The following is a 19,764-nucleotide window of genomic DNA, read 5'->3' as shown; positions in this document are numbered from 1 at the left end:
AGATGATTGATAGTTGTCTCCGGTTGTTCCCGGTTGTCCCGCGAAGATAACCGGCGCGCTGAGCAGCACCGATGGCAACGGATCTAAGGCGGATCAGGGTTCGTCCGTACCGCAGATGAACGATGAGCGGGGGCCGTTACGTTATGAGCGCCAGCCTGCATGAGTTACTGGCGGCAGATGCCGGAACCCGGATTCCGGAGGCGGTCCGCGAAACGTTGAACGAGATGGCCGCCGCGTGCAACACGGCGGCGGTCACCGTCAATTTGGCCTTCACCGTCGTGCAGCAGAGCACCCACCATCGAGAGGTTCACGCGTCGCGGCCGTCATCGCCGGACGCTTTGAAGGTGGTCGCGGCGAATGCTGAGTCAGCGGCGGAGAGCTTTCACGCCCAGAGCATGGTGGTCCTCACGCAGGCGGCCACCCTCTACGCCGTCTACGCTTCCCAGGTTGCCCAAGCTGTCGCGGTGCGGCAGCCTATTCCGCCTCCCGACCCGGTCGGGGTCAAACCTTCCGATCTCATCGCCGCGCTGTTCCTTTACTTGCCGGCGGTCCGGTTCGCCTCGGCGGCGCAGGCCCGGCCCGACGTGGTCGAGACACAGAACGATGAAATCGCCGCCGCTTACGAGCAGCTGACAAAGGTAATCAGCCAGCAACTGCACGGCAAGGTCCCAGCGGTCTACGACTACCCGGCGGCGGTCGCTGCCAGCGGCTACGGCGCGGTCGATGCCACCGATCTTTTCGCCGAGGCCCTACACGCCTACGCGGCCACCCTCACCGCAGCGATCGGCTTTCTGACGACGGTGGACAACAGCGGCGAAGGCTGATCGCACCACCTTCACCATGGCATCATCGCCACCGCAGCGGGCCTCGAGGTGGATCACCAGAGGAAGTCGGGATCCTCGGCCAGCCCGAGGTCAGCCACGGTGATACCAAGAGTTTCAGCAAGCAGTCGACGGTTGTACTCCCCGGGTACCTTCGCACCGTTCTCCCACTTGCTGATCATCACGACCAGGGAGCAAAGCTGTGCGGTTCCATCGTGATGCTTGGCGGCTTCATTCATGCGGTTGGCTAGTTGCAGCTGCGACCATCCCTTACGCATACGCGCTCGCCGCAGCCGTCGGCCGAAGCTGAGTCCAGGATCCGTGCCGTGGTCCCCGTTCCCGGACGGTTCCATCGCCGTTGCGTCCTCCCCCGTTCGTGATGCCCGTGGCGGGTGGTCAGCGAGTCTTGTAAGCCCTTCCTGATGTGCCGCCTCCGCAGAGCCGGCGATATGCATGGTCGCCACGCCATCCCCCATGGTTGTCAGTGGAGTCATCTGAGGTCCCTGAGACCTCCGATGACGCTGCAGACGCCGGTTACTCGCCGTTGGTCGATGGGCCCACGGGAATACTCCCGGGAGCTGAATGCGGAGGATGCCGGGAACAGCAGTGATAGTGCACCTCGTCCGCCATATGCCGGCGGACGGCCAATGTCCGGGCGGCACCGCTTAATACTGGCGTCTGATTGACCGCCAGGGAATGCCTATTTACCGTCCGAGATAGGTCGCACACGATGCTTCCCACAAGCGTGTACCCGCCTATTAGAGATGAGGGGTTCATCCCTTGGGCGGGTACACGGATGGTGCGTTGTGGCGATGCCGTTAGGGCACCCGTCCTACGGCGCCGTAAATGGCTACCTCGGCGGACGTTGGCCTGTCAGGGTCGTCGAGATCCTCGGCACGCCAGTCGTTGACCGTGACGATGCCCGGCGCCACAATGTCCAGCCCTTCGAAGAAGCAGCTGATCTGCGATTTCGGCCGGGCTCTGGCGTCGGTACGGCCTTCTGCATACATCTGCTCGTACACCTGGTGCTCTGCAGGTGCCGCAAAGTCCATCGTGGCGTGGCTGATAACCAGGTAGCTACCCGACGGCAGAGCGCCGAGCAGCTGTTTCACGATGGTCAGGGCCTGATCGTCGTCGCGGATGAAGTGCAGCACCGCGACCAGCAACAGCGCAACGGGACGGTCGAGATTCAAAGTGGCAGCCAACTCGGGGCTGGCCAAGATGGTTCGCGGGGTGCTGACGTCTGCTTCCAGATACCCGGTGCGGCCGCGTGGATGTCCTCTCAGCAGTGCTCGTGCGTGCGTCAACACGATCGGATCGTTGTCGACGTAGAGGACCCGAGCCGCCGGCGCGACGCGCTGCGCGATCTCATGAGTGTTGTCGGGCACAGGAAGGCCTGTGCCGATGTCCAGGAACTGCCGGATTCCGTTCTCGGCGAGGTACCTGACGGCGCGGCGCAGGAAAGCTCGGTTAGACCGCGCCGCGGTGACCACGGTGGGGAACGCTCGGGCGATCTGATCGCCTGACTCGCGGTCGGCCGCGAAGTTGTCCTTGCCTCCGAGCCAGTAGTTGTATCGGCGCGCGGGATGGGGGGTGGAGGTGTCAATCGTGGCGTGTTCACGCACGATGGGAGGAGGAGTCAGCAGGTTCTCACCGCGTGCGATGTGCAGCCCGATCTCCGCGTCGGTTTCCGCCTTCAAGGCGCGTCGCAGCGCGGCGCGCCGCCTATCGGACGGCCAGTGGTGATCGCCCCGCTCCAGCTTGCCGATCCAAGGTCCGTCTACCTCGTAGGCGGCAGGGTTGTCATCCGGGTACAGCTCACGCAGCGCCCGGTTGACCTCGTCGGCCAGCTCGGTCCGGCTCATGCGGTGTCCCGGAAGATGGGGCGATGCCATTGCCTCGCGCCGCTTTCCCAGCTTGATGTTCGGGCGGTTCGGGCGCCTGCGATGGGTCGTCATTGCGTCTCCCAGGTCAGGTGGTCAAACACCTGCGCCCTGCTCTCTCGGTGTGTGGCTAACGCCGCAGTAGTCCTTGATGAATCTGGCAGGCCTGTAGGCGAGTGAGGGTCGGCCGGTTCGACGGCCGACCCGAATCAGTTCACATATCACGGACTAGGCGGGGCGGGCGGCCACCCACCAGCCCACTGTGAAGACCCCTTCACCCCTCGCCCGGTCCAGGGCCCGCTTGCCGGCCTGGAACAACGTTCCGGAGGGGCCGCTGTAGTTGAGCCAGCTGTCGCGCTCTTGCACAGGAGTAGAACCCCAGCACAGCTCGCCGCTGAACTCGTCTGCGGCATGCAGCACCTCGAAGCCCGCCGCGGTCATCGCAGCGGCGTACTCCTCCAACGTGCCCAGGCCGGCCAACCTGATGTGTTCACAGACTGGCCCGGTGACTCCCTGTATCTGCTCCCGAGTCTGATAGCGGCCCCATGGCCGCTCAAGCCAGTCCAGTCCCACCAGACGTCCGCCAGGCCTCAGCACGCGGAAAGCCGCGGTGAAGAAGTCCGCCTTGGCCGGCAGGTGACACACCGACTCCAAGAAGAACACCGCGTCGAAATGCCCATCCGGCCACGACGGCAGCGTCCGATAGTCAAAATCGCCTATGGTCTCGAACCTGACCTGATCGGTCAACCCACGATCGGCCGCCAACTTCCGTGCCCGACTGGTGAGAGTCCCAGTGTTCGAAACACCGACGAACCGCGCGCCGGACATCGCCGCCATCTCGACCGTGGCACCTCCAGGCCCAGACCCGAAGTCGAGCGCTGTGCTACCCGGACGCAGCCCGGCATGCTTGATCAACCGTCGCTGCATGGCTTCGGCCGCCTCCCGTGGAGTGCCGCCAGCCCTCTCCACTGCAGCATCGCCGTGATGCCAGACATCCCCCATCAACAGGGAATACGCCAGCCCGGCGCCTTCCCCGCCGTCTTCGTCATAGAACGCGCGGACCGCCGTCTCATGAGCCCCGTCCACTACGGTCATGTTGCCCTTCCTGTCAGCGCGGTCGAAGGATCGGTCCGGCATACGCCGCGACACAACTCCTGTGCCGGAGGTGTCGACGCCGCCCCCTGATCATGAATATTCGGCGATCCCGAGGTCATCGCGCGTCTGCGCATTGACGTAGGTCTTAGTTACAGGTCTACGTAGATCACGGTATGGTTCCCGTCGTGATCGCTGATCATCAAGGAAACCTTCCCCTTGACCTGACGCCTTTCATCGGCCGCGACGACCTGTTACAGAAGTCGGCTGAGCTGCTGAGAAACAGAAGGCTGCTGACTCTCACCGGCAGCGGCGGCGTCGGCAAGAGCCGACTTGCCGCCCGGGTTGCCTCCCAGATCGCACCGCACTTCGACGGCGCTTGGATGATTGACTTCAGCGGGCTCGGTAGCCAAACCGAGGTATCCATCGACCGCGTGTACAGCCATATGATGCTGGCGCTCGGCATTCAACACCAGCAGTCCGCCGGCCTTGAGATCATCCTGGCCCACCTGGCGAGCCGGCGAGTGTTTCTGATCCTGGACTCCTGTGATCGGCTCGTACCGCAGCTCAGATCCGTAGTCGTCACACTGCTGCAGGCGGCACCGCATTTGCGGATACTGGCTACGTCGCGGCAGCGGCTCGGCGTCGACGGCGAAAAGACAGTGTTGGTGCCTCCCCTTCAACTGCCGGACTCAGCACGTCTGTTCGTCGAGCTTGCTGAGGCAGCCGGGGCAAGCCCAGCCGCACTGGCCGACGATCGCGCCGTCGAAGAACTCTGCCGACACCTCGACGGTCTACCCCTGGCCATCAAACTCGCCGCGAGCCGAGCTATGACTCTGTCACTACAGGAACTGACCGACCGCACCGAAGACCGCTTCACCCTGCTCAGCACCGACCGGCCAGGCGGCCACACCGCCCAACTCGAACGCGTCGTCGACCTCAGCTACGAGCTGTGCACACCAGCAGAAAAGGCAGTCTGGACCGCAACATCGGCCTTCGGGTCCTTCACCCTGGCAGCGGCCGAAGCCGTCGCCAAGACCGCCGGAATCGATGACGCCGGCGTCATCAACGCGGTGACCGGACTCGTCGACAAATCCGTCCTGACCCCAGCAACCGCCACCCACCCGGCCCGCTACAGCATGCTCGACACCCTGCGCGAATACGGGCTACGCCAACTCGAACAGGCCGGTACAACACGGTCAGCCCGCGACGCACACCGCGACTACTACCGCGCCTTCCTAGCACAAGCTGCCACCGCATGGTTCTGCCCCACCGAGCTGGACACCCTGGCCGCAGTCCGCCGGGAACAACCCGAAATCATGAGCGCCATCGATCACAGCATGGCGACCGGCGCCTACACCGACGCCCGCGAAATCTGCATCAACCTGGTGCGCTCACGAGCGCCCTTCTTCTGGGGCTTCCTCAAGACCGCCGATGACGCACTACAACGCGTCCTGGCTGCACCCGACTCCAACGTCGACACCCCCCAAGGCTCCATCGCCTATGCCGCTACCAGCGCCTGCTCAGCATGGATTGCTGCCACACAAGGCAGCCGTGATCGCACAAGGTCAACGTTAAAGCGGGCACAGGTTCTGCTGGAAAAGCACGGCATCGGGACGATCCCGCCATTGCTCTTCGCCGACGGCGGCAGCAGCGCACTTCTCGAAGGCACCCCCGAAGCCATCGGTCTCCTTCTGGCAGCGCGGCAACTATCCGCAACGCCAGACGCCAAAGGCGACCGGCACCAGGCCACCATGATGTGGGCAATCGCGACCACGTTCGCCGGACACGCCGATGCCGCGATCACCGCAAATGACCTGTACCTTAAGGAAGCCGAACAAGCTGGTGCACCATGGGCCATCTCCTGGGCACTATGGGGAGCCGCACTCGCGGCTCTGCGCGCACAGAACACCACAGACGCAACCGAACTCATCAGCCGCGGACTCAGAATGCAACGCGACATGGGCGACTCCTGGGGCGGAACCTGGAGCCTCGCACTGAGCGCCTGGATCCTCGCCGCACAACTGCCACATGCAGCCAACCCGCACGCCGAAGCCCGCCGAGCAGCCTGGCTCCTCGGCGCCTCGCTCGCGCGGCAACAGCAGACCGGTGTCGTCATCGCAGGACTCCGGCCGCTTGCGGAACGACACGACCGCGCTTACACGCAGATCGTTGACGTCTTAGGCGAGCTCGCCGCCGAAAGAGAGGTTGCAGCAGGTCACCGCGGCCACAAAGACGCGTTCCGCGTAGCGCTCGGCGAGCCCGTATCGCGTCGCACCAGCGCCGACGAGACCGGATTGACCACTCGAGAACGGGAGATCGCCTTCCTCGTCGCCGAAGGGCTCACCAGCCCCGAGGTCAGCAGGCGTCTCCGAATCGCTGCACGAACAGCGGACACCCACATCCGAAACGTCCTCAACAAACTGGAACTCCCCAATCGCGCCGCACTCGCTGCCTGGGCTTCCCAGCAAACCGACAACAACGCCAACTAAGTCGAGCCCTCCTCCGAATCTGCGGCCGCCGGGCTGCATTAGGCTGATTCCGCCAGCCCATCGGCAGCCGCCTGAACAACCACAGCCATCACGCCTGCAGAACGCGCCGTCATCGCGCTACGACAGCCCCCCGGATTCGAGCCGGCGTGAGCCGCGAACAGAACGCGCAAACTGCGTCAACGGCCCGCCCTTCGGCAAAATCGCCCGGACGGCAGCCAACTCAGCGGCGGCTTTAGTACTGAGGTTTCCAACGCCAGGACGCATCTCGGCAGGATGGTCATCGAGCGGGCAGTCAGCGGCTTGGTCCGGGTGCCGTCGACAGCGACCCACGTCGCGGGGAAGTGCCCGGTGTCGATAGTGGTCATCGGACGACGGCCCGGGCTGACGAGACGGCTTGCAGGCGTCAGCAGCAAGGGCAAAGCGAAGCCGACCTGGGTAACGGGTGCCAGTGGCGTCCACTGCCAAGGCAACAATGCAGTCGGCAACCACGGCAACGGGATAACCGTCGGCGAGTGCGTTCCGGACGGCAGCCACGACGGCCGGTCCGGCCCAACCAGGGACTCCATGCCGAGCGGCGACAGCGGCGGCGACAGCGGCGTTAAGCATCCCCTTGTCTTCGTCGCCGAGCGCGGACCCCCTCTCGGCCGCGCCCGAGGTCGCGACCACGGGCCCGGCCCCATGGTCCGCAGCGGTGGCCTCCGGCGCGGCCACGGCGTCGCTCGCGTTCGTGGGCGCGGCGTCAGTGAGCGACGGGGGGTATGGGGATTGGAAGGAAGGGGATAGGTACGAGGGATTGGTCAAGGGTGCATCCCCAGGACTCCCTCCGGGTAGTTCCTGGAAACAACCCCGGGGTAGTTCCGGAGATGCACCTCCCTCGATCAGCGGAGGCGAAGGGGGGTACATCGCCGGGACTACCCCCCTCGGAGTTCTGCCTGCCGCCCTCACCATCCGTGGGATCCGCAACCGGGGAACCCTTCCCGGGCTTTTTATGCCGGTTGCGGACCTCTCGCTCTCGACCCAGCTTGGCGGCATGCGAACTGATCGCGGCGGCGAGCTTGGGTTGCAGCCCATCGGGGCACACCTCGACCATCACGTACCCGTTCGATTTATTAGAGCCGTTGTCACGCCTGCGTTCCTCACGCACAACCAAGCTCAACCGGACGAATTTGCGCACAGCCGCCGCGGCCGATCCGCGCGAGCAGATCGCCCGCTCGGCAAGCCGCTCGTGACTCGGGATGCAGTCAGTACCATCCCAGTTCCCGAAGCTCCACAAGGCGGTATAGATGCACCATTCTCCTTCGGTTAGCAGAGGGCGCGGCCACATAGGGGCGACGGTGCGGGGACCGGTCTGTGCGCGCAACCGGCCAGCCGGGTCCTCTGGATCATCGGTCGTAGCCGCTGTGTTCATGGCAGTTCTGCCACAGCAATAGTCCGGATCGCTTCGGCAATACAGTCGATGACGCCCGCGTCAGCGCCGGACAAAGTCAAGTCCGCCACTTGCATGATCGGAGTGGTTTCCACTTGCTCCCCAAATTCGCGCACGTCTCAAGGCGTCGTACGGCAGCGGCCACAAGAGCCTCATGACCCCGCCGCCAGTTCACCCGCGCGAAGAGAACAAGGCTCATCGCCCGCCGGTCAGGACGCAGCAGTCGCACCGAGGACACCCAATAAACCCTCGACCGAGACGACGTAGCGCTTTCCGACCCGAATGACGGGAACCGGGAACTCACCGGAACGAGCCAGCATGTAAGCGGTAGTCCGACCGATGCCCAGCACCGACGCTGCCGTCTCCACGTCCGTCGCCAACCCGAGTTCGCGCACCTGCGCAACCGTCCATACTCGCTTGGACACTCGGTCCCCCTAACCTCGGCGTGCACTGCGGAGCGGCGCATTTCTCATCACCAACGGGGACCCGCTGTGAGGCCTGCTCCTTGACTAAGCGCATCACAACGATGACGACGGCAGCAGTTGTCCGGGGCTGTCTCCTGTTGTCCGGCGCGGGCTAAAATTCGACCGACGGGTTCATGCGCCTCCCAGGAGATCAGGCGGAGTCTTCGCCAAGGGCAGAGTCCATCAGTTCGGCGGCTTTGCGTTCGCTCTCGGGAAGTACGTGGGTGTAAACCTCACGCGTCGTCCGGGCGTCGGCGTGGCCCAGCCGCTTCTGCATGACGTGCTCAGGCACACCGGCGTCCGCGCCGGCTGTCGCCGAGGTATGCCGGGCGTCGTGCAGGACGATAACCGGCACATCGGCCGCCGTGCACGCACCTTCCCAGCGATCGGTGAAGTAGCGCGGGTAGTACGGCTCGCCGTCCTCGCGCGGGAACACGTATCCGTAGTCGTGGTAGAGCAATCCGGCGGCGGCCTTCTCCTCGTCCTGGCGAGCTTTGTGCTCGCGTAGTACGCGCACCATCGCAGGCCCGATTGCGATGGGGCGCCGGCTCTTGCCCTTCGGTGACTTCTCGATGACCTTGTTGCCACAGATCGTGCGCTGAATGTGGATGTAGACGATGCCAAGATCGAGATCGACCTTGGACCAACGCAGGCCCGCGATCTCCCCTCGCCGAGTCCCGGCCACCACCGCGAGCGCCCACGCCGCGTAGAGCCGGGAGTCGCGATGGAACTTGAGGAACTGCTTGGACTCCTTCGGCGTCCACACGCCCTTACGACCATGATCTTCCCGTTCGGCAGGGCGCGGCTGCCGAACAGCGCCGAGCTCGATACCGAGATCGCGGAATGCCTTCATGAGTACTCGGTGCACGGTCCGCACCGTCGTCGGCGACAGTGGCTTCTTGCCGGAGCCACCTTCTTGCAGCAGCTTCTTGTAGAAGTCCTGAACCGTCCGCTTGTCGAGGTTGTAGAGCTGCCGGCCGCCGATGTGCGGGATCACGTACATCCGGAATAGGTTGCGGTAGTTGTCGAGTGTGGTCTCTTCGATGTCGAGTTCCCGTTCCGACAACCAGCCGGTCAGCTCGGCCGCGACGCTGCCGTCCGCGCCGATACTGGCCTCGCCGTACGCTTTCTGGGCCTCGACTTCCGCTTTTTCGGCTGCGGTCCTGCTGGGAAATCCACGTCGCTTGTGTTGACGCCGTTTCCCATCGTCGCCGGGTGGCAGGTCGATGACGAAGTACCAGAGGGTCTTCTTGGTGGAGAGTTGGTACGAGCCGACGGTCATCTGGGCACCCCCGTGGTCACAGAGCTGAGCTGACTCCACCAACGGTAGGCGCCGCTGTGACCACGGTTGTGACCACAAGATCCACTAGAGCGATCTTGAGACCGTCGTTTCCATCAATGAGAAAAGCCGCTGACCAGGACTTTCGTCCTCGTCAGCGGCTTCAAAACACTGGTCGGGCTGACAGGATTTGAACCTGCGACCCCTTGACCCCCAGGCAACTCATGATCTTGAATGAGCTTGGTCAACGTTCCTGTGACCTGCATCGACCAGTCCACTACCGTCCATGGTCGTCCGCCTAGATCACCTGTGATTGTCACCCAGTTAGTCACCCACCTGCCGAGCTAGCCCCTACGCCTACGCTCGCGTGGAGCAGGAATTCGCTCAATAGATGGGATCGCTTGACAGATCCGAATGTTGCACCGCCCAGCTATGCCCGTAGTCTTTAACCAGTTGCTGCACGACCCTATGAAACCATCCCGATGCCTCCGGTGAGACAAATATTTGATCAACCATTTCAGTCAAATCGATGGTTTCGCGTAGGCCGATTGGAGGGTTGTCCGGCTCCGCTTCAATGACGGTGTTGTGCTCGTCGACGCGGATAGCTTTAGGAGACCAAAGTGTCAAAAGGCGATATTCGCGCTCGTGTTCGAAGCTGCGACGCTTAAAAAGGAATGGATTAAACAGGTTTCCCTCAGGGATCCAATGATTCGAGTAGTCCACGTATTGCACAGTTGCCCCATGCACGCGGTTCGATCCAGTAAGCGACTTCAACAATCGCTGCTTGGTAGTGCGGACCGCTACCCCTCGGCCTTCACGGTCATAGATGCTCCACATGGCGGCCGATTCACAGTCGGATGCGTACCAGCAATTCAGAAAGATGTGCGTACGAGCATGCACCGCGACCTTTGGCAATTGCTCCTGCATCGCGTCGAAGTGCTCGCCATAAACCTGAGGTCGCATCGCGGCATTTGTAGGACCGTATGCCCCTTCCCATCGATCTTGCATCTTGTCGGCCCGAGCAAGGTGCAGCTCACGACTTTGCAAGAGGTCTACAAAGCGAGGTAGGTCCATATACCGCCACAAAGGCGTCGCTTCGTCAATGTCTGGCAGATCCGAATGGCTCTCATACACCCGGGCCACGTTACGCTCTTGGGCTTGCCCACGGAGGATCGGACGAGAATCCAGGCCAGGTTATGGTCATCCTTGTTCGCTGGATCCTGACGTCAATTTCGCCTTGACACACCGGGCGGTACGCACGCCGAGTCGGTGACGGGGGTGGCGGTGCGCGCCCAGATGCGGGCAGGCCATCGGCCTGCCCCTTAACCCTGATCGCTAGGGCCGCAGAGGCTCACGACTCAAGGGCGGCCGCGTGCGGCCGTCGCTTGCGACGCGAAGCGCCCTTGATCGTGAGTGCGGCCCGGACACACTGCGCGCCGCCGCCCCAGGCACCGACGACCGCAACGCGCGCTACGGCCCGGCGCGGCAGCTCGGCCGCGTCGCCCTGGCCGTGCCGGTCAGCTGCCGGCCAAATTGAACCCACCCCACAACACCGCCATCCCTGTCGTCGCTGCGGCCCGGCTCCGCTCCTGCACGCCAGCCGACGGGCTGCCTGCGTGTCCGGGCCAAGCGACAGCGGCGGCACGGGCACGCGCCCAGGCGGCGGCGTGAGCGGCCCGTTTCGGGCCGCCTTGAAGACGTACAGAAAGTTTGAACAAGATCCGGCGGCCGATCGGCCCCACCAGGCGCCACGCGTAAATCAGACATTGGCTACGGCCTTTTTAAGGCTGATGCGATGTGGGACGATTGAGGCATGGTTTCCGGATCGCTTGGTGAACGGATTGCGGCCTACCGGCGGCGTCGAGGACTGAGTCAAACAGCGCTCGCTGGCTTAATCGGCCGGTCGGAGTCATGGCTATCGCAAGTCGAACGCGGAGTGCGATCTGTCGACAGGATGTCGATCCTTCTCGACATGGCAAAAGTTCTTCACGTAGACGTCGAATCATTGACGGGCCGCCCTTGGCAATATGCACCAAACGGCGGCACCACCCCTGCCGACCTCGATGACGTCCGGCGATATTTTGCCCGCTATGACCATCTACTTGGCGAGGACTTTGAGCCAGTCATAGATTTTTCAGGGCTACGTTCGCTTGCTTCGAATGCTCACATGCGATACCAAGCGGCGGAATACGAGGCGGTCGTTACAGATCTACCGGAAATCCTTTTGGCGGCAGATTCCCTTCATCAAGTGGTTGATGCTTCGGACCGTCGCGAGATGCTGCTCAGCTATGTGTCGACCTACGTTGTAGCTGCGAAGCTCCTTACCAAAATGGGCGCTGCTGATCTGGCGCAACTCGCGGCAGACCGGTGCGCTACCGCAGCCCTGGAAGCTGGATCTTTGGAAGCGCAAGGTATGGCGGCATACCAAGTTGTCTGTGCGCTACTTCGTGCGGATCGCCCTGAGGATGCGGAGAATCTTGCCATGAAGATGGCGACGCGCATCTCACGGCAAGCCAGGTCTGATGCGCCAACGCTCGTCTCCGTGGCTGGCGCGCTCTGGTTGATCAGCGCGGTGATCGCTGGCCGACGTACTGACCGGAGCGAGGCATACCAGCGGCTTGACCATGCGGAAAGCTTGGCTGGCATGCTCGGCCATGATGCCAACTTCGCCTGGACGGCTTTCGGTCCCACAAACGTCGCGATTCATCGGGTCAGCGTTGCTGCCGAGCTGGGTGATGCAGGGGAAGCCCTACAGGTAGCAGCAGCTGTGAATCCGGACGCCTTGCCGTCAGGCTTGAACAGTCGCCGTGCACAGGTGTATCTCGATCTCGCATGGGCTCAGGCGCAGCGCAAACGAGACTCCGAAGCGATTCTTCACTTGCTCGAAGCCGAGCGTGTAGCCCCGAACGCCATCCGCTACAACGTCGTCGTACGCGAGATGGTGCGTGAGATGCTGTCCCGCTCGAAACGCTCCAAGTCGACAGCGCTCCACAACCTTGCTGTGCGCTCCGGCGTTCTGGACTGACATGCTGTCTCCATGCCAGTAGTAGTCCTGATAGTTTCCGGAGCTCCGCTTGCGCAAAGAGTCGGTGAAATGGCTCAAGCCCTGACGGATGCCAGCTGGGAGACCCACGTTGTTGGCACCGCGTCTTCGGCGGAGTGGATCACCTCCGGCACAAAGGACCACCTGGGCGTGCGGTTTGGCTTCCGGCCGCCGATGGACTCCAAACGAACTCCTGCAGCTGATGCCGTCGTCGTCTGCCCCGCGACCTTCAACACCACTAACAAGATCGCCTCGGGGATCGCAGATAACTACGCCGTCAGTCTGGTGTGTGAGTCCATCGGAGCTGGAGTGCCCACTTTCGTCGCGCCGATGGTTAATCAGAAACTGTGGAATCACCCCGCATGGCAACGGACTCTTGACACGCTCATCGCGGCAGGGGTTCATCTTCTCGACATTCAAAGCGGTGCTCCCGGAGCGAATCCTGTTCAGTCAGGAACTGGCGACGTGGTAGTCCAGTGCTTTCAACCCTCCTGGTTGGCGGATGCCTTGAGAACGTCCGTTAGCCGCTAGCAACCCCGACCGCCGAACTTCGCGACCCGTACTTTTGTGCGGGTCGTATTTTTGTGCGGGGACATAGCCGTTGAACGATGGAACATCTTTGTGCAGAGCAGTCGTCCGCAGGGGACGCGCTCAAGACAAGGAGGTTTCTCGTGAAGCTGTACGTGGACACGACCGGTAAGCAGGTCACGGTGTCGAAGCCGACCGAGCCGAAGAACGACCAGAACGGCAACCAGCGTTCCGAGAAGAACACTGGCCGGCCCATGTGGTCCACCCAGGTCATCGTGCTCGACGAGACCGGCGGTGAGGTCATCGCCATCACGACGGCAGGAGAAAAGCCGAACGTGACGGTGGGACAGCTCGTCGCCATCGAGCAGCTCGAGGCCATTCCGTGGGCGACCAACGGGCGTAACGGCGTCGCGTTCCGCGCGGTGTCGCTGAAGCCGCTCACTGGTAGCTCGGCGAAGTAGGCGCTTCGTTTCACCTGTACTGCCGCCGAGGTGTCCGTGGCACATCTCATCGGAGTGGCCTACCGCCACTTAACCGAATCCCTGTTCCGACTTATCGGCTGGCCGGTACGAGTTTTCGTTCCGGCCTTCCGGCCGCCCTATTGCGGCCACCACTCACTCATCTTGAAAGGAACCATCATGTTCCGTTACTACGTCTCTTACGCCTACGCCGAAGGCATGGGCTCCATCGACATCACCTCACCGACGCTCATTGCGGGACGTGAGGATTTCCCGGCCATCACGGACATCATCCACCGTGCCTCTGGCCGAACTCTCTCCAACTTCATGATTCTCGGGTTCTCCCTGTACGCCCCCGTTGGGGCGGACCCTCAGCGCACTAGCGCTACCACTCACGCCTCACGTTAGGCGTTTCCTGTAAGTCGTGGGGGTCGGTGCCGGTTCACAACCCGCCGACCTCCGCCATATCTCCTATCCATCCCTCTCCGATAAGGGGCGGTCAGCAATGTCAGCTCTCGTATTCGCTGTTTCGATGGCAACTCTCGTAGCCGCGCACCAGTTCGCAGACCACATCATCCAAACCGACACCGACGCCAACACTAAAGCCGCTCCCGGCTGGAACGGCTGGCGACACCTTCTCAGCCATGTCGGCACCTACCACGCCACGGCACTCGCCATGCTCATGATCACCATCACGGCCCTGGACATCTCAATGACGATCACCGGCCTCGCCGCCGGTCTGGGATTCTCCGCTATCAGCCATGCTTTTCTCGACCGGCGCTGGCCGGTCCGCTGGATCCTCAATCACACCGGATCCGCCGCTTTCGCCGACCGGCAAATCCCGGTCTGCGGCCTGTACCTCGCGGATCAAGCCTTGCATTACGCCTGCCTATGGGTTTCCGCGCTTCTCATCGCCTGCCTCTGAATGGCAGCGGGTTATCAGCAACGTAGGGCCGGTAAACGGCTACCAACCACCGACCCCACGCCCCTACCGATCAAGCCCTCGAAAGGGAGGACTCGTCGTGTCCAAATCTACCCGATCCGGCGGTTCCGGTCGACGTTCCGGAACTGTCACCGTCATCGAGCAGCGAGTTCACCGCTCCGCTGCCGAGAACGCGCGCTTCGCGTTCATCCTCACCGCCGTCGTCAGCGGCCTGGTCGCCCTGGTCGTCGCCGCCGACCACATGCACCCGCTCCTGGCCCTTTTCGTGGCCGTACCCATCGCCGCCCTTTGCGGCGGCCTCGTCTGGACGGTCGTGCGTATCTGGCCGGTCCTGCGCCTGCTCTGGTGGTGGTCGTTCGAGATCACCGCTGCCGTACTGCTGGCTTGGGGCTGGACCGTCCTGGCAGCCAGCACCTCCACCCTGATCACCTTCACCGTTCTGGTGCTGGTGATCGGCCTGCCTGCCTTCTTCCCGCCGTCACGGCGCATGGTCGTCGCTCTGTTCTGGTGTGTCGCTGTGCGGCACCGCCTGCGGGTCTGCTTCTCCCAGTTCATCATCGCCAACCGATCCGGCAGCCTGCCGTTGATCCTCGGCGTCCGGCCGACCCCGGTCGGCGAACGCGTCTGGGTCTATCTGCGTCCAGGGCTCTCCCTGGAGAAATTGCAGGGCTCCCTCGGCGAAATCGCCGTGGCCTGCCACGCCACCTCGGCGTTGGTGCAGCGCGCTGGCAACAACAACTCCGCGTTTGTGCGCTTCGACATCAAGCGCCGCGAAGTCCTCACCCACGACGTCACCTCACCACTGATCGACGTCATTCCCCCGGTACCGCCGGTTCCCGGCAAAACGTCGGCCACCGTCACCGGCCTCGACCTTCCCGACGTCGACGACCCTGCGCCGGCCAACCCGGCACCGGCCACCAAACCGAAAACGGCCACCAGCAGGCAGCCCGTCCCGGACGACGAAGACGACACCTCCCAGTGGATCTGACCGAAGGAGAAATCCGATGATCGACCTGGACTCCGTCGACCGCGACGCGGTCATGAACTGCTACACCCCCCGGCAGGTCTACGCGATGGCCCAAGCCGTCGCCGCTGAAGGCACCGGCCGCGACGTCGTGGCCCACCTCGTACAGACCGCCATGAACCTGTCCGCCATGGCCGCCCAGATCAGCCAGGCATACCTCCAGGACAGCTACGACCCCGCCCTGACCGACCAGGCGGGCCTTCACCCGTACCGGCATCAGGTCCTGGCAGCCGCCGCGACCTGCGCGCACAACGCGGCCCTGTTCCTGCAGGAAGCCCAACGCCGCCCCGCGCTACGTGCCAGCGGCTACGACCCACTGATCATGCCGCAACCCGCATAGATCCCACTTCCGGCCCGGAACGCTGACGACCCGCGTGCCGGGCGTTTCGGGCCATCCACCCGCCTAAAGGAGGCGACCCATCATGTCCACCATCGCCCGTGACCCGTACGGCACCGACCGGGTGCCCGTCGGGCCTGGCATGTCGATGTTCGACCCCATGTTCATCGGCATCGACGAATTCGGCCAGCACGTCATGCTCGACGTCGTCTACCGCAACCTACTCATCGCCGGAGAACCCGGCGGCGGCAAATCCGGCCTGATCAACATCGCCGCCTCCACCGGCTCCCTGGCCGACAACACCCGCCTCGTACTGATGGACGCCAAGTTCGTCGAACTCGGCCCCTACCGCGAAATCGCCGACGCCTTCATCGGCAACGACATCGACGCCGCCATCCGCGTCCTGCGACGGCTGCTGACCGTCGCCACCAACCGCTACCAGTGGATCCTGTCGCAACGCCGCCGCAAAATCAGCCGCGACGACAACCTGTCGGTGATCCTCACCATCATCGACGAACTCGCCATGTTCTCCACCGTCCTGGGCACCAAAGCCCAGCAAGAAGAATTCGAAGGCCTGCTCCGCGGGCTCGTCTCCCTCGGCCGGGCCTGCGGCATGCCCGTCATCGCCGCCACCCAGCGCACCTCCTGGGACATCATCCCCGCCAGCCTGCGCGACCTCTTCGGCTACCGATGCGCCTACCGCTGCACCACCAACGGCAGCTCCGACGTCATCCTCGGCCAAGGCTGGGCCGACCTCGGCTACTCCGCCACCGACATCGACCCCGACAACCGCGGAGCCGCCTGGCTCCTCGCCGAAGGCGGCATCCCGAGACGCATCAAAACCGCCTGGCTCTGCGACGACGACATCTACGCCATCGCCGACTACGCCGCCTGGCTGCGGCGACCCGCTCCGGCATCGCAGCCCACTACCCCACCGGTCGACCTCGACCGCAACGCCTGGGACATGGCCGCATGACACCGCTGCCCACCGTGCGCCGCCTGCACGGCGACATCCCGGCACTGCTCGACGCTTGCGACGCCATCGAACGCGATCACCACGTCCTGTGGGCAACCGCTCCCGGCAACTGCCCCGGACACCCGACCTGCTTCCGGATCACCGTGATCGTCCTACCCCGACACCTTCGCCGCCCTGCGGCACCGGGACACACAACCGCATAACGCGAACGGTCGACAGAACCCCACAAGCCTCCAAGCACGCGGGTTCTGCCGACCACCGACCAACAGCCCTCGAAAGGACGTGGCTGCCATGAAGGCTACCCACGAACCGTTCACTACAACAGTCGACACCGGGATGACCCCGCCCGAATTGCTCCGGGGTGCTGCCCTCTACCTCGGCACACATGGCTGGTTCACCGGCGGTTTCTTCGACTTCGCCTCCGGCCGAGCCTTCCCCCAGGCGTGCACGCTCGGCGCTATCAACATCGCCGCCTACGGACGAGCAGCCCTGGGCTCCGACGACCACGTCGACGACGCCAACACCGACGCAGCCATTACTGCCATGCGCGTCTTCGCCGCCCACATCGATCCCGGCTATGACCCCACTGCCGCCAGCGCCATCGACATCGTCGGTGACTGGAACGACGAAGAAGGGCGCACCCTCGCGGAAGTCGTTGAGGCCCTCAACGACGCCGCCGACGACTGGGATCGCGCCCACACCCCCGGCGGTGCCCGATGAACCCGTTCACCGTCAACACCGCCTTGACACTCAACCCTGGCAACGACGACAGCCGGCCGTCCAAGCCCCGTCGCCGTGACGTCGTCGAGAACGACGAATACGCCGCCTTCGTGCGCCGCATCATCCGCGCCTTCGCCAAACGAATCGCCACCGGCGACGTCGAAGCCCTGCGCGACATGGTCGGCCTCTCCGCCCTGCTGGACGACGCCATCACCGAAGCCGTCCACGGCCTACGCGCACACGGCTACTCCTGGGCCGAAATCGCCGACCGGCTCGGCATCACCCGCCAAGCCGCCCACCAACGGTGGGGAGGCAACCGATGACCACATCAGCGCTGACCAACGACTACCTCGAAGCCCTCGGCGCCCGCACCGGCATCCGCATCGAGTTCTACGACCCCACCGGCAACCGCTACGGCTTCCCCACCTTCCCCTACCGGATGGCCCCCGACGGCCTCGCCACCCGACGTCAACTCCGCGCCGACGGACTACGCCCCGGCGGCTACGACCCCGTCGCCCAAATCCTGTGGCGCCACAAAGCCCAACGACGGATCGCCTACCTCTACCGGCGTGACCTTGCCAAACCCAAGCGCACGGCCACTCCCGCACAGCGTGCCGTCATCGCCGACATGCTGCGCCGCCGCCGCACCTGCCCCGCCTGCGGTGTCACCCACAACTACTACATCCCGCGCCGTACCGGCATCTGCCTGTCCTGTGACACCGGAGGCCACTGATGACCGTACGCACCGAGGTCCGCAGCTTCTGGCACCTCTACCAGCAACTACACAGACGCCAGGCCACCGACCGGTACGGCTTCGGCTACTCCCGCACCAACACCGATGCCACCGACACGGCCGTCCCCGACGGCGTCGAACTGCACTTCTTCACCGGCCGCAACCGGACCCGACCGGGAGGTCCCCGATGAGCCTGATCGACCTCGGCGCACACATCGCCGCCGACAACTGCCCCTGGTGCATCGGCGGCCTCAGCCCCGCCGGAATCCACGACGACCTCGGCGCCGCCCTCCAGCTTTGCCCCACCCAACAGTGGTGCGACGAATGCGGCGGAGTGTCACTGTTCCCGACCGATTTCGAGACCCTCGACGACCGCATCAACGAGATGCTCAACAGCGGCCTCGCCGCCGTCTGGTGCTCATCCTGCATGGGCGTCACCGCGGTTGTCCCCGTCACCAACGACGGAGGCATCCGATGACCACCCTGACCCAGCAATTCGCCGCCGAATACGCCCAACGAGCCGTACCCGGCATGCTCAAGGCAATCCGGATCATCCGGCTGGCCAACAAAGGCATCGTCATCGGCGCCGTCACCGCCAGCTACCTGCACCAAGCCCACTTCCTGGAGACCCTCGGCGCAGGAATCTTCTCCTGGATCGTGCCCGCCGTCTTCGACCTGGCCATCGTCTCCATGCTCACCATCACCCAAACCGTCGGCATGGCCACCGACGCCAAACGCGCCGCCCTCAAAGTCCTGATCGTCGTGGTCGTCATCTCCGGCGCAGTCAACGCCGCAGCACCCGGCCCGATCGGACTACGCATCATCTTCGCCCTCGTCGTCGGCCTGGTCGCCGCCGTCGAATGGGTCGCCGGGAAAATCCGGCCCGACTTCACCGCCATCGAACACCACGAGAACGAACTCACCAACGGCAGCAGCCCCACCGACACAACCACCGACCGCCCGGCCACTGCGCCAGCCAACCCGACACCCACCGTCCAGACGGCAACCCCGACCACCGACCCCGACAGCATGCCCGAGGTCCCGCAGCACCTGCTGCCCACCGCCCGATTCGCCGTCGTCCAACACGAGCAGACAACCGGACGGCCCATCACCGCCGACGAACTCGCCACCCGAGTCAGCATCGCGCCAGCCATCGCCGGACAACTACTCACCGCCATCCGCGCCACCCAACCTGCACCGGCAACCCCGATCAACGGTCACACGCCGACCCTGACCGGCGGCGCCCGATGACCTTCATCCACGTCGACATCCACCACGACACCCACACCTGCCCGGCCAACGCCGACCCGCACCCGGTCGACACCCGCCGGACCATCGTCGCCATCGTCGACGGCGGCCCCTGCCGCAACCCCATCACCGTGCACAGCGGCAACGTCACCGCCGTCATCGACTGCGGCCGCCACGAACCCGCCGACCGGCAATGCCCCACCTGCACAACCACCATCATCGAACGGACCATCACTGTCCGCCACCTCGGCCATCACGGCCCGCAGCACCCGTACAACACCGGGATCGCTGCCTGAC

The 19,764-nt window shown here is 64.1% G+C and carries 22 protein-coding genes; 16 read left to right on the top strand and 6 right to left on the bottom strand.

Translation table 11 applies throughout. The features are described from left to right. Window positions 1-143 precede the first annotated feature (143 nt). On the top strand, window positions 144-824 hold the full coding sequence (locus ACFQV6_RS27010) for a hypothetical protein (protein ID WP_378030396.1): 681 nt from the start codon (window positions 144-146) through the stop codon (window positions 822-824). Window positions 825-877: 53 nt separating this feature from the next. Here the strand turns inward: ACFQV6_RS27010 and ACFQV6_RS27005 are convergent, their stop codons facing one another. The 3 genes from ACFQV6_RS27005 to ACFQV6_RS26995 form a co-directional block, all read right to left on the bottom strand. Beyond that, complete coding sequence (locus tag ACFQV6_RS27005) at window positions 878-1,099, bottom strand: multiprotein-bridging factor 1 family protein (RefSeq protein ID WP_378030395.1); 222 nt, start codon at window positions 1,097-1,099, stop codon at window positions 878-880. Between the two features lie 540 nt (window positions 1,100-1,639). After that, on the bottom strand, window positions 1,640-2,779 hold the full coding sequence (locus ACFQV6_RS27000; protein WP_378030394.1) for an SAM-dependent methyltransferase: 1,140 nt from the start codon (window positions 2,777-2,779) through the stop codon (window positions 1,640-1,642). Window positions 2,780-2,932: 153 nt separating this feature from the next. Beyond that, entirely contained in the window at window positions 2,933-3,799 is an 867-nt protein-coding gene (locus tag ACFQV6_RS26995; RefSeq protein WP_378030393.1) for an SAM-dependent methyltransferase, read from the bottom strand. 185 nt (window positions 3,800-3,984) lie between these two features. Here ACFQV6_RS26995 and ACFQV6_RS26990 point away from each other — a divergent pair, with 185 nt between their 5' ends. After that, entirely contained in the window at window positions 3,985-6,288 is a 2,304-nt protein-coding gene (locus ACFQV6_RS26990) for an ATP-binding protein (protein WP_378030392.1), read from the top strand. A 1,635-nt stretch (window positions 6,289-7,923) separates the two neighbouring features. On the opposite strand, the gene ACFQV6_RS26985 is transcribed toward ACFQV6_RS26990, so the two are convergent. The 3 genes from ACFQV6_RS26985 to ACFQV6_RS26975 all read right to left on the bottom strand — a co-directional run bounded on the left by ACFQV6_RS26985 (window position 7,924) and on the right by ACFQV6_RS26975 (window position 10,591). Next, window positions 7,924-8,139, bottom strand: a complete 216-nt coding sequence (locus ACFQV6_RS26985) for a helix-turn-helix transcriptional regulator (protein WP_378030391.1) — start codon at window positions 8,137-8,139, stop codon at window positions 7,924-7,926. 190 nt (window positions 8,140-8,329) lie between these two features. Continuing rightward, window positions 8,330-9,460 (bottom strand): tyrosine-type recombinase/integrase, encoded by a 1,131-nt coding sequence (locus ACFQV6_RS26980; protein WP_378030390.1) that lies wholly within the window; start codon window positions 9,458-9,460, stop codon window positions 8,330-8,332. A gap of 381 nt (window positions 9,461-9,841) precedes the next feature. Next, window positions 9,842-10,591 carry a hypothetical protein gene (locus ACFQV6_RS26975; protein ID WP_378030389.1) on the bottom strand — a complete coding sequence of 250 codons (750 nt, stop codon included), beginning with the start codon at window positions 10,589-10,591 and terminating at the stop codon, window positions 9,842-9,844. Window positions 10,592-11,270: 679 nt separating this feature from the next. Between ACFQV6_RS26975 and ACFQV6_RS26970 the strand changes: the two genes are divergently transcribed. From ACFQV6_RS26970 to ACFQV6_RS26905, 14 genes are all read left to right on the top strand, one after another. Then, complete coding sequence (locus ACFQV6_RS26970; protein ID WP_378030388.1) at window positions 11,271-12,482, top strand: helix-turn-helix domain-containing protein; 1,212 nt, start codon at window positions 11,271-11,273, stop codon at window positions 12,480-12,482. A 12-nt stretch (window positions 12,483-12,494) separates the two neighbouring features. Then, window positions 12,495-13,031, top strand: a complete 537-nt coding sequence (locus ACFQV6_RS26965; protein WP_378030387.1) for a flavoprotein — start codon at window positions 12,495-12,497, stop codon at window positions 13,029-13,031. Window positions 13,032-13,171: 140 nt separating this feature from the next. Then, the gene (locus ACFQV6_RS26960; RefSeq protein WP_378030386.1) at window positions 13,172-13,489 is read left to right on the top strand and encodes a hypothetical protein; all 318 of its coding nucleotides are present in this window, start codon (window positions 13,172-13,174) and stop codon (window positions 13,487-13,489) included. Window positions 13,490-14,018: 529 nt separating this feature from the next. Next, complete coding sequence (locus ACFQV6_RS26955) at window positions 14,019-14,411, top strand: DUF3307 domain-containing protein (RefSeq protein WP_378030385.1); 393 nt, start codon at window positions 14,019-14,021, stop codon at window positions 14,409-14,411. A gap of 97 nt (window positions 14,412-14,508) precedes the next feature. Then, complete coding sequence (locus ACFQV6_RS26950) at window positions 14,509-15,417, top strand: hypothetical protein (protein ID WP_378030384.1); 909 nt, start codon at window positions 14,509-14,511, stop codon at window positions 15,415-15,417. A gap of 16 nt (window positions 15,418-15,433) precedes the next feature. Continuing rightward, entirely contained in the window at window positions 15,434-15,793 is a 360-nt protein-coding gene (locus tag ACFQV6_RS26945) for a hypothetical protein (protein ID WP_378030383.1), read from the top strand. 82 nt (window positions 15,794-15,875) lie between these two features. Next, window positions 15,876-16,766 (top strand): FtsK/SpoIIIE domain-containing protein, encoded by an 891-nt coding sequence (locus tag ACFQV6_RS26940; protein WP_378030382.1) that lies wholly within the window; start codon window positions 15,876-15,878, stop codon window positions 16,764-16,766. 282 nt (window positions 16,767-17,048) lie between these two features. Further along, window positions 17,049-17,486 (top strand): hypothetical protein, encoded by a 438-nt coding sequence (locus tag ACFQV6_RS26935; RefSeq protein WP_378030381.1) that lies wholly within the window; start codon window positions 17,049-17,051, stop codon window positions 17,484-17,486. Continuing rightward, window positions 17,483-17,809 (top strand): hypothetical protein, encoded by a 327-nt coding sequence (locus tag ACFQV6_RS26930; protein ID WP_378030380.1) that lies wholly within the window; start codon window positions 17,483-17,485, stop codon window positions 17,807-17,809. The genes ACFQV6_RS26935 and ACFQV6_RS26930 overlap by 4 nt, the downstream gene beginning before the upstream one ends. Continuing rightward, entirely contained in the window at window positions 17,806-18,219 is a 414-nt protein-coding gene (locus tag ACFQV6_RS26925) for an RRQRL motif-containing zinc-binding protein (RefSeq protein ID WP_378030379.1), read from the top strand. Before ACFQV6_RS26930 ends, ACFQV6_RS26925 begins: the two co-directional genes overlap by 4 nt. Next, on the top strand, window positions 18,219-18,410 hold the full coding sequence (locus ACFQV6_RS26920; protein WP_378030378.1) for a hypothetical protein: 192 nt from the start codon (window positions 18,219-18,221) through the stop codon (window positions 18,408-18,410). The genes ACFQV6_RS26925 and ACFQV6_RS26920 overlap by 1 nt, the downstream gene beginning before the upstream one ends. Then, entirely contained in the window at window positions 18,407-18,697 is a 291-nt protein-coding gene (locus ACFQV6_RS26915) for a hypothetical protein (RefSeq protein ID WP_378030377.1), read from the top strand. The genes ACFQV6_RS26920 and ACFQV6_RS26915 overlap by 4 nt, the downstream gene beginning before the upstream one ends. Then, entirely contained in the window at window positions 18,694-19,470 is a 777-nt protein-coding gene (locus tag ACFQV6_RS26910; RefSeq protein WP_378030376.1) for a DUF2637 domain-containing protein, read from the top strand. The genes ACFQV6_RS26915 and ACFQV6_RS26910 overlap by 4 nt, the downstream gene beginning before the upstream one ends. Beyond that, window positions 19,467-19,763, top strand: a complete 297-nt coding sequence (locus ACFQV6_RS26905; RefSeq protein ID WP_378030375.1) for a hypothetical protein — start codon at window positions 19,467-19,469, stop codon at window positions 19,761-19,763. Before ACFQV6_RS26910 ends, ACFQV6_RS26905 begins: the two co-directional genes overlap by 4 nt. The last annotated feature ends 1 nt before the right edge of the window (window position 19,764 follow it).

This window comes from Actinoplanes sp. GCM10030250 (genome assembly GCF_042666575.1).
Taxonomy (GTDB): Bacteria; Actinomycetota; Actinomycetes; order Mycobacteriales; family Micromonosporaceae; genus Actinoplanes.
This window is presented reverse-complemented; position numbering and strand designations above follow the sequence as displayed.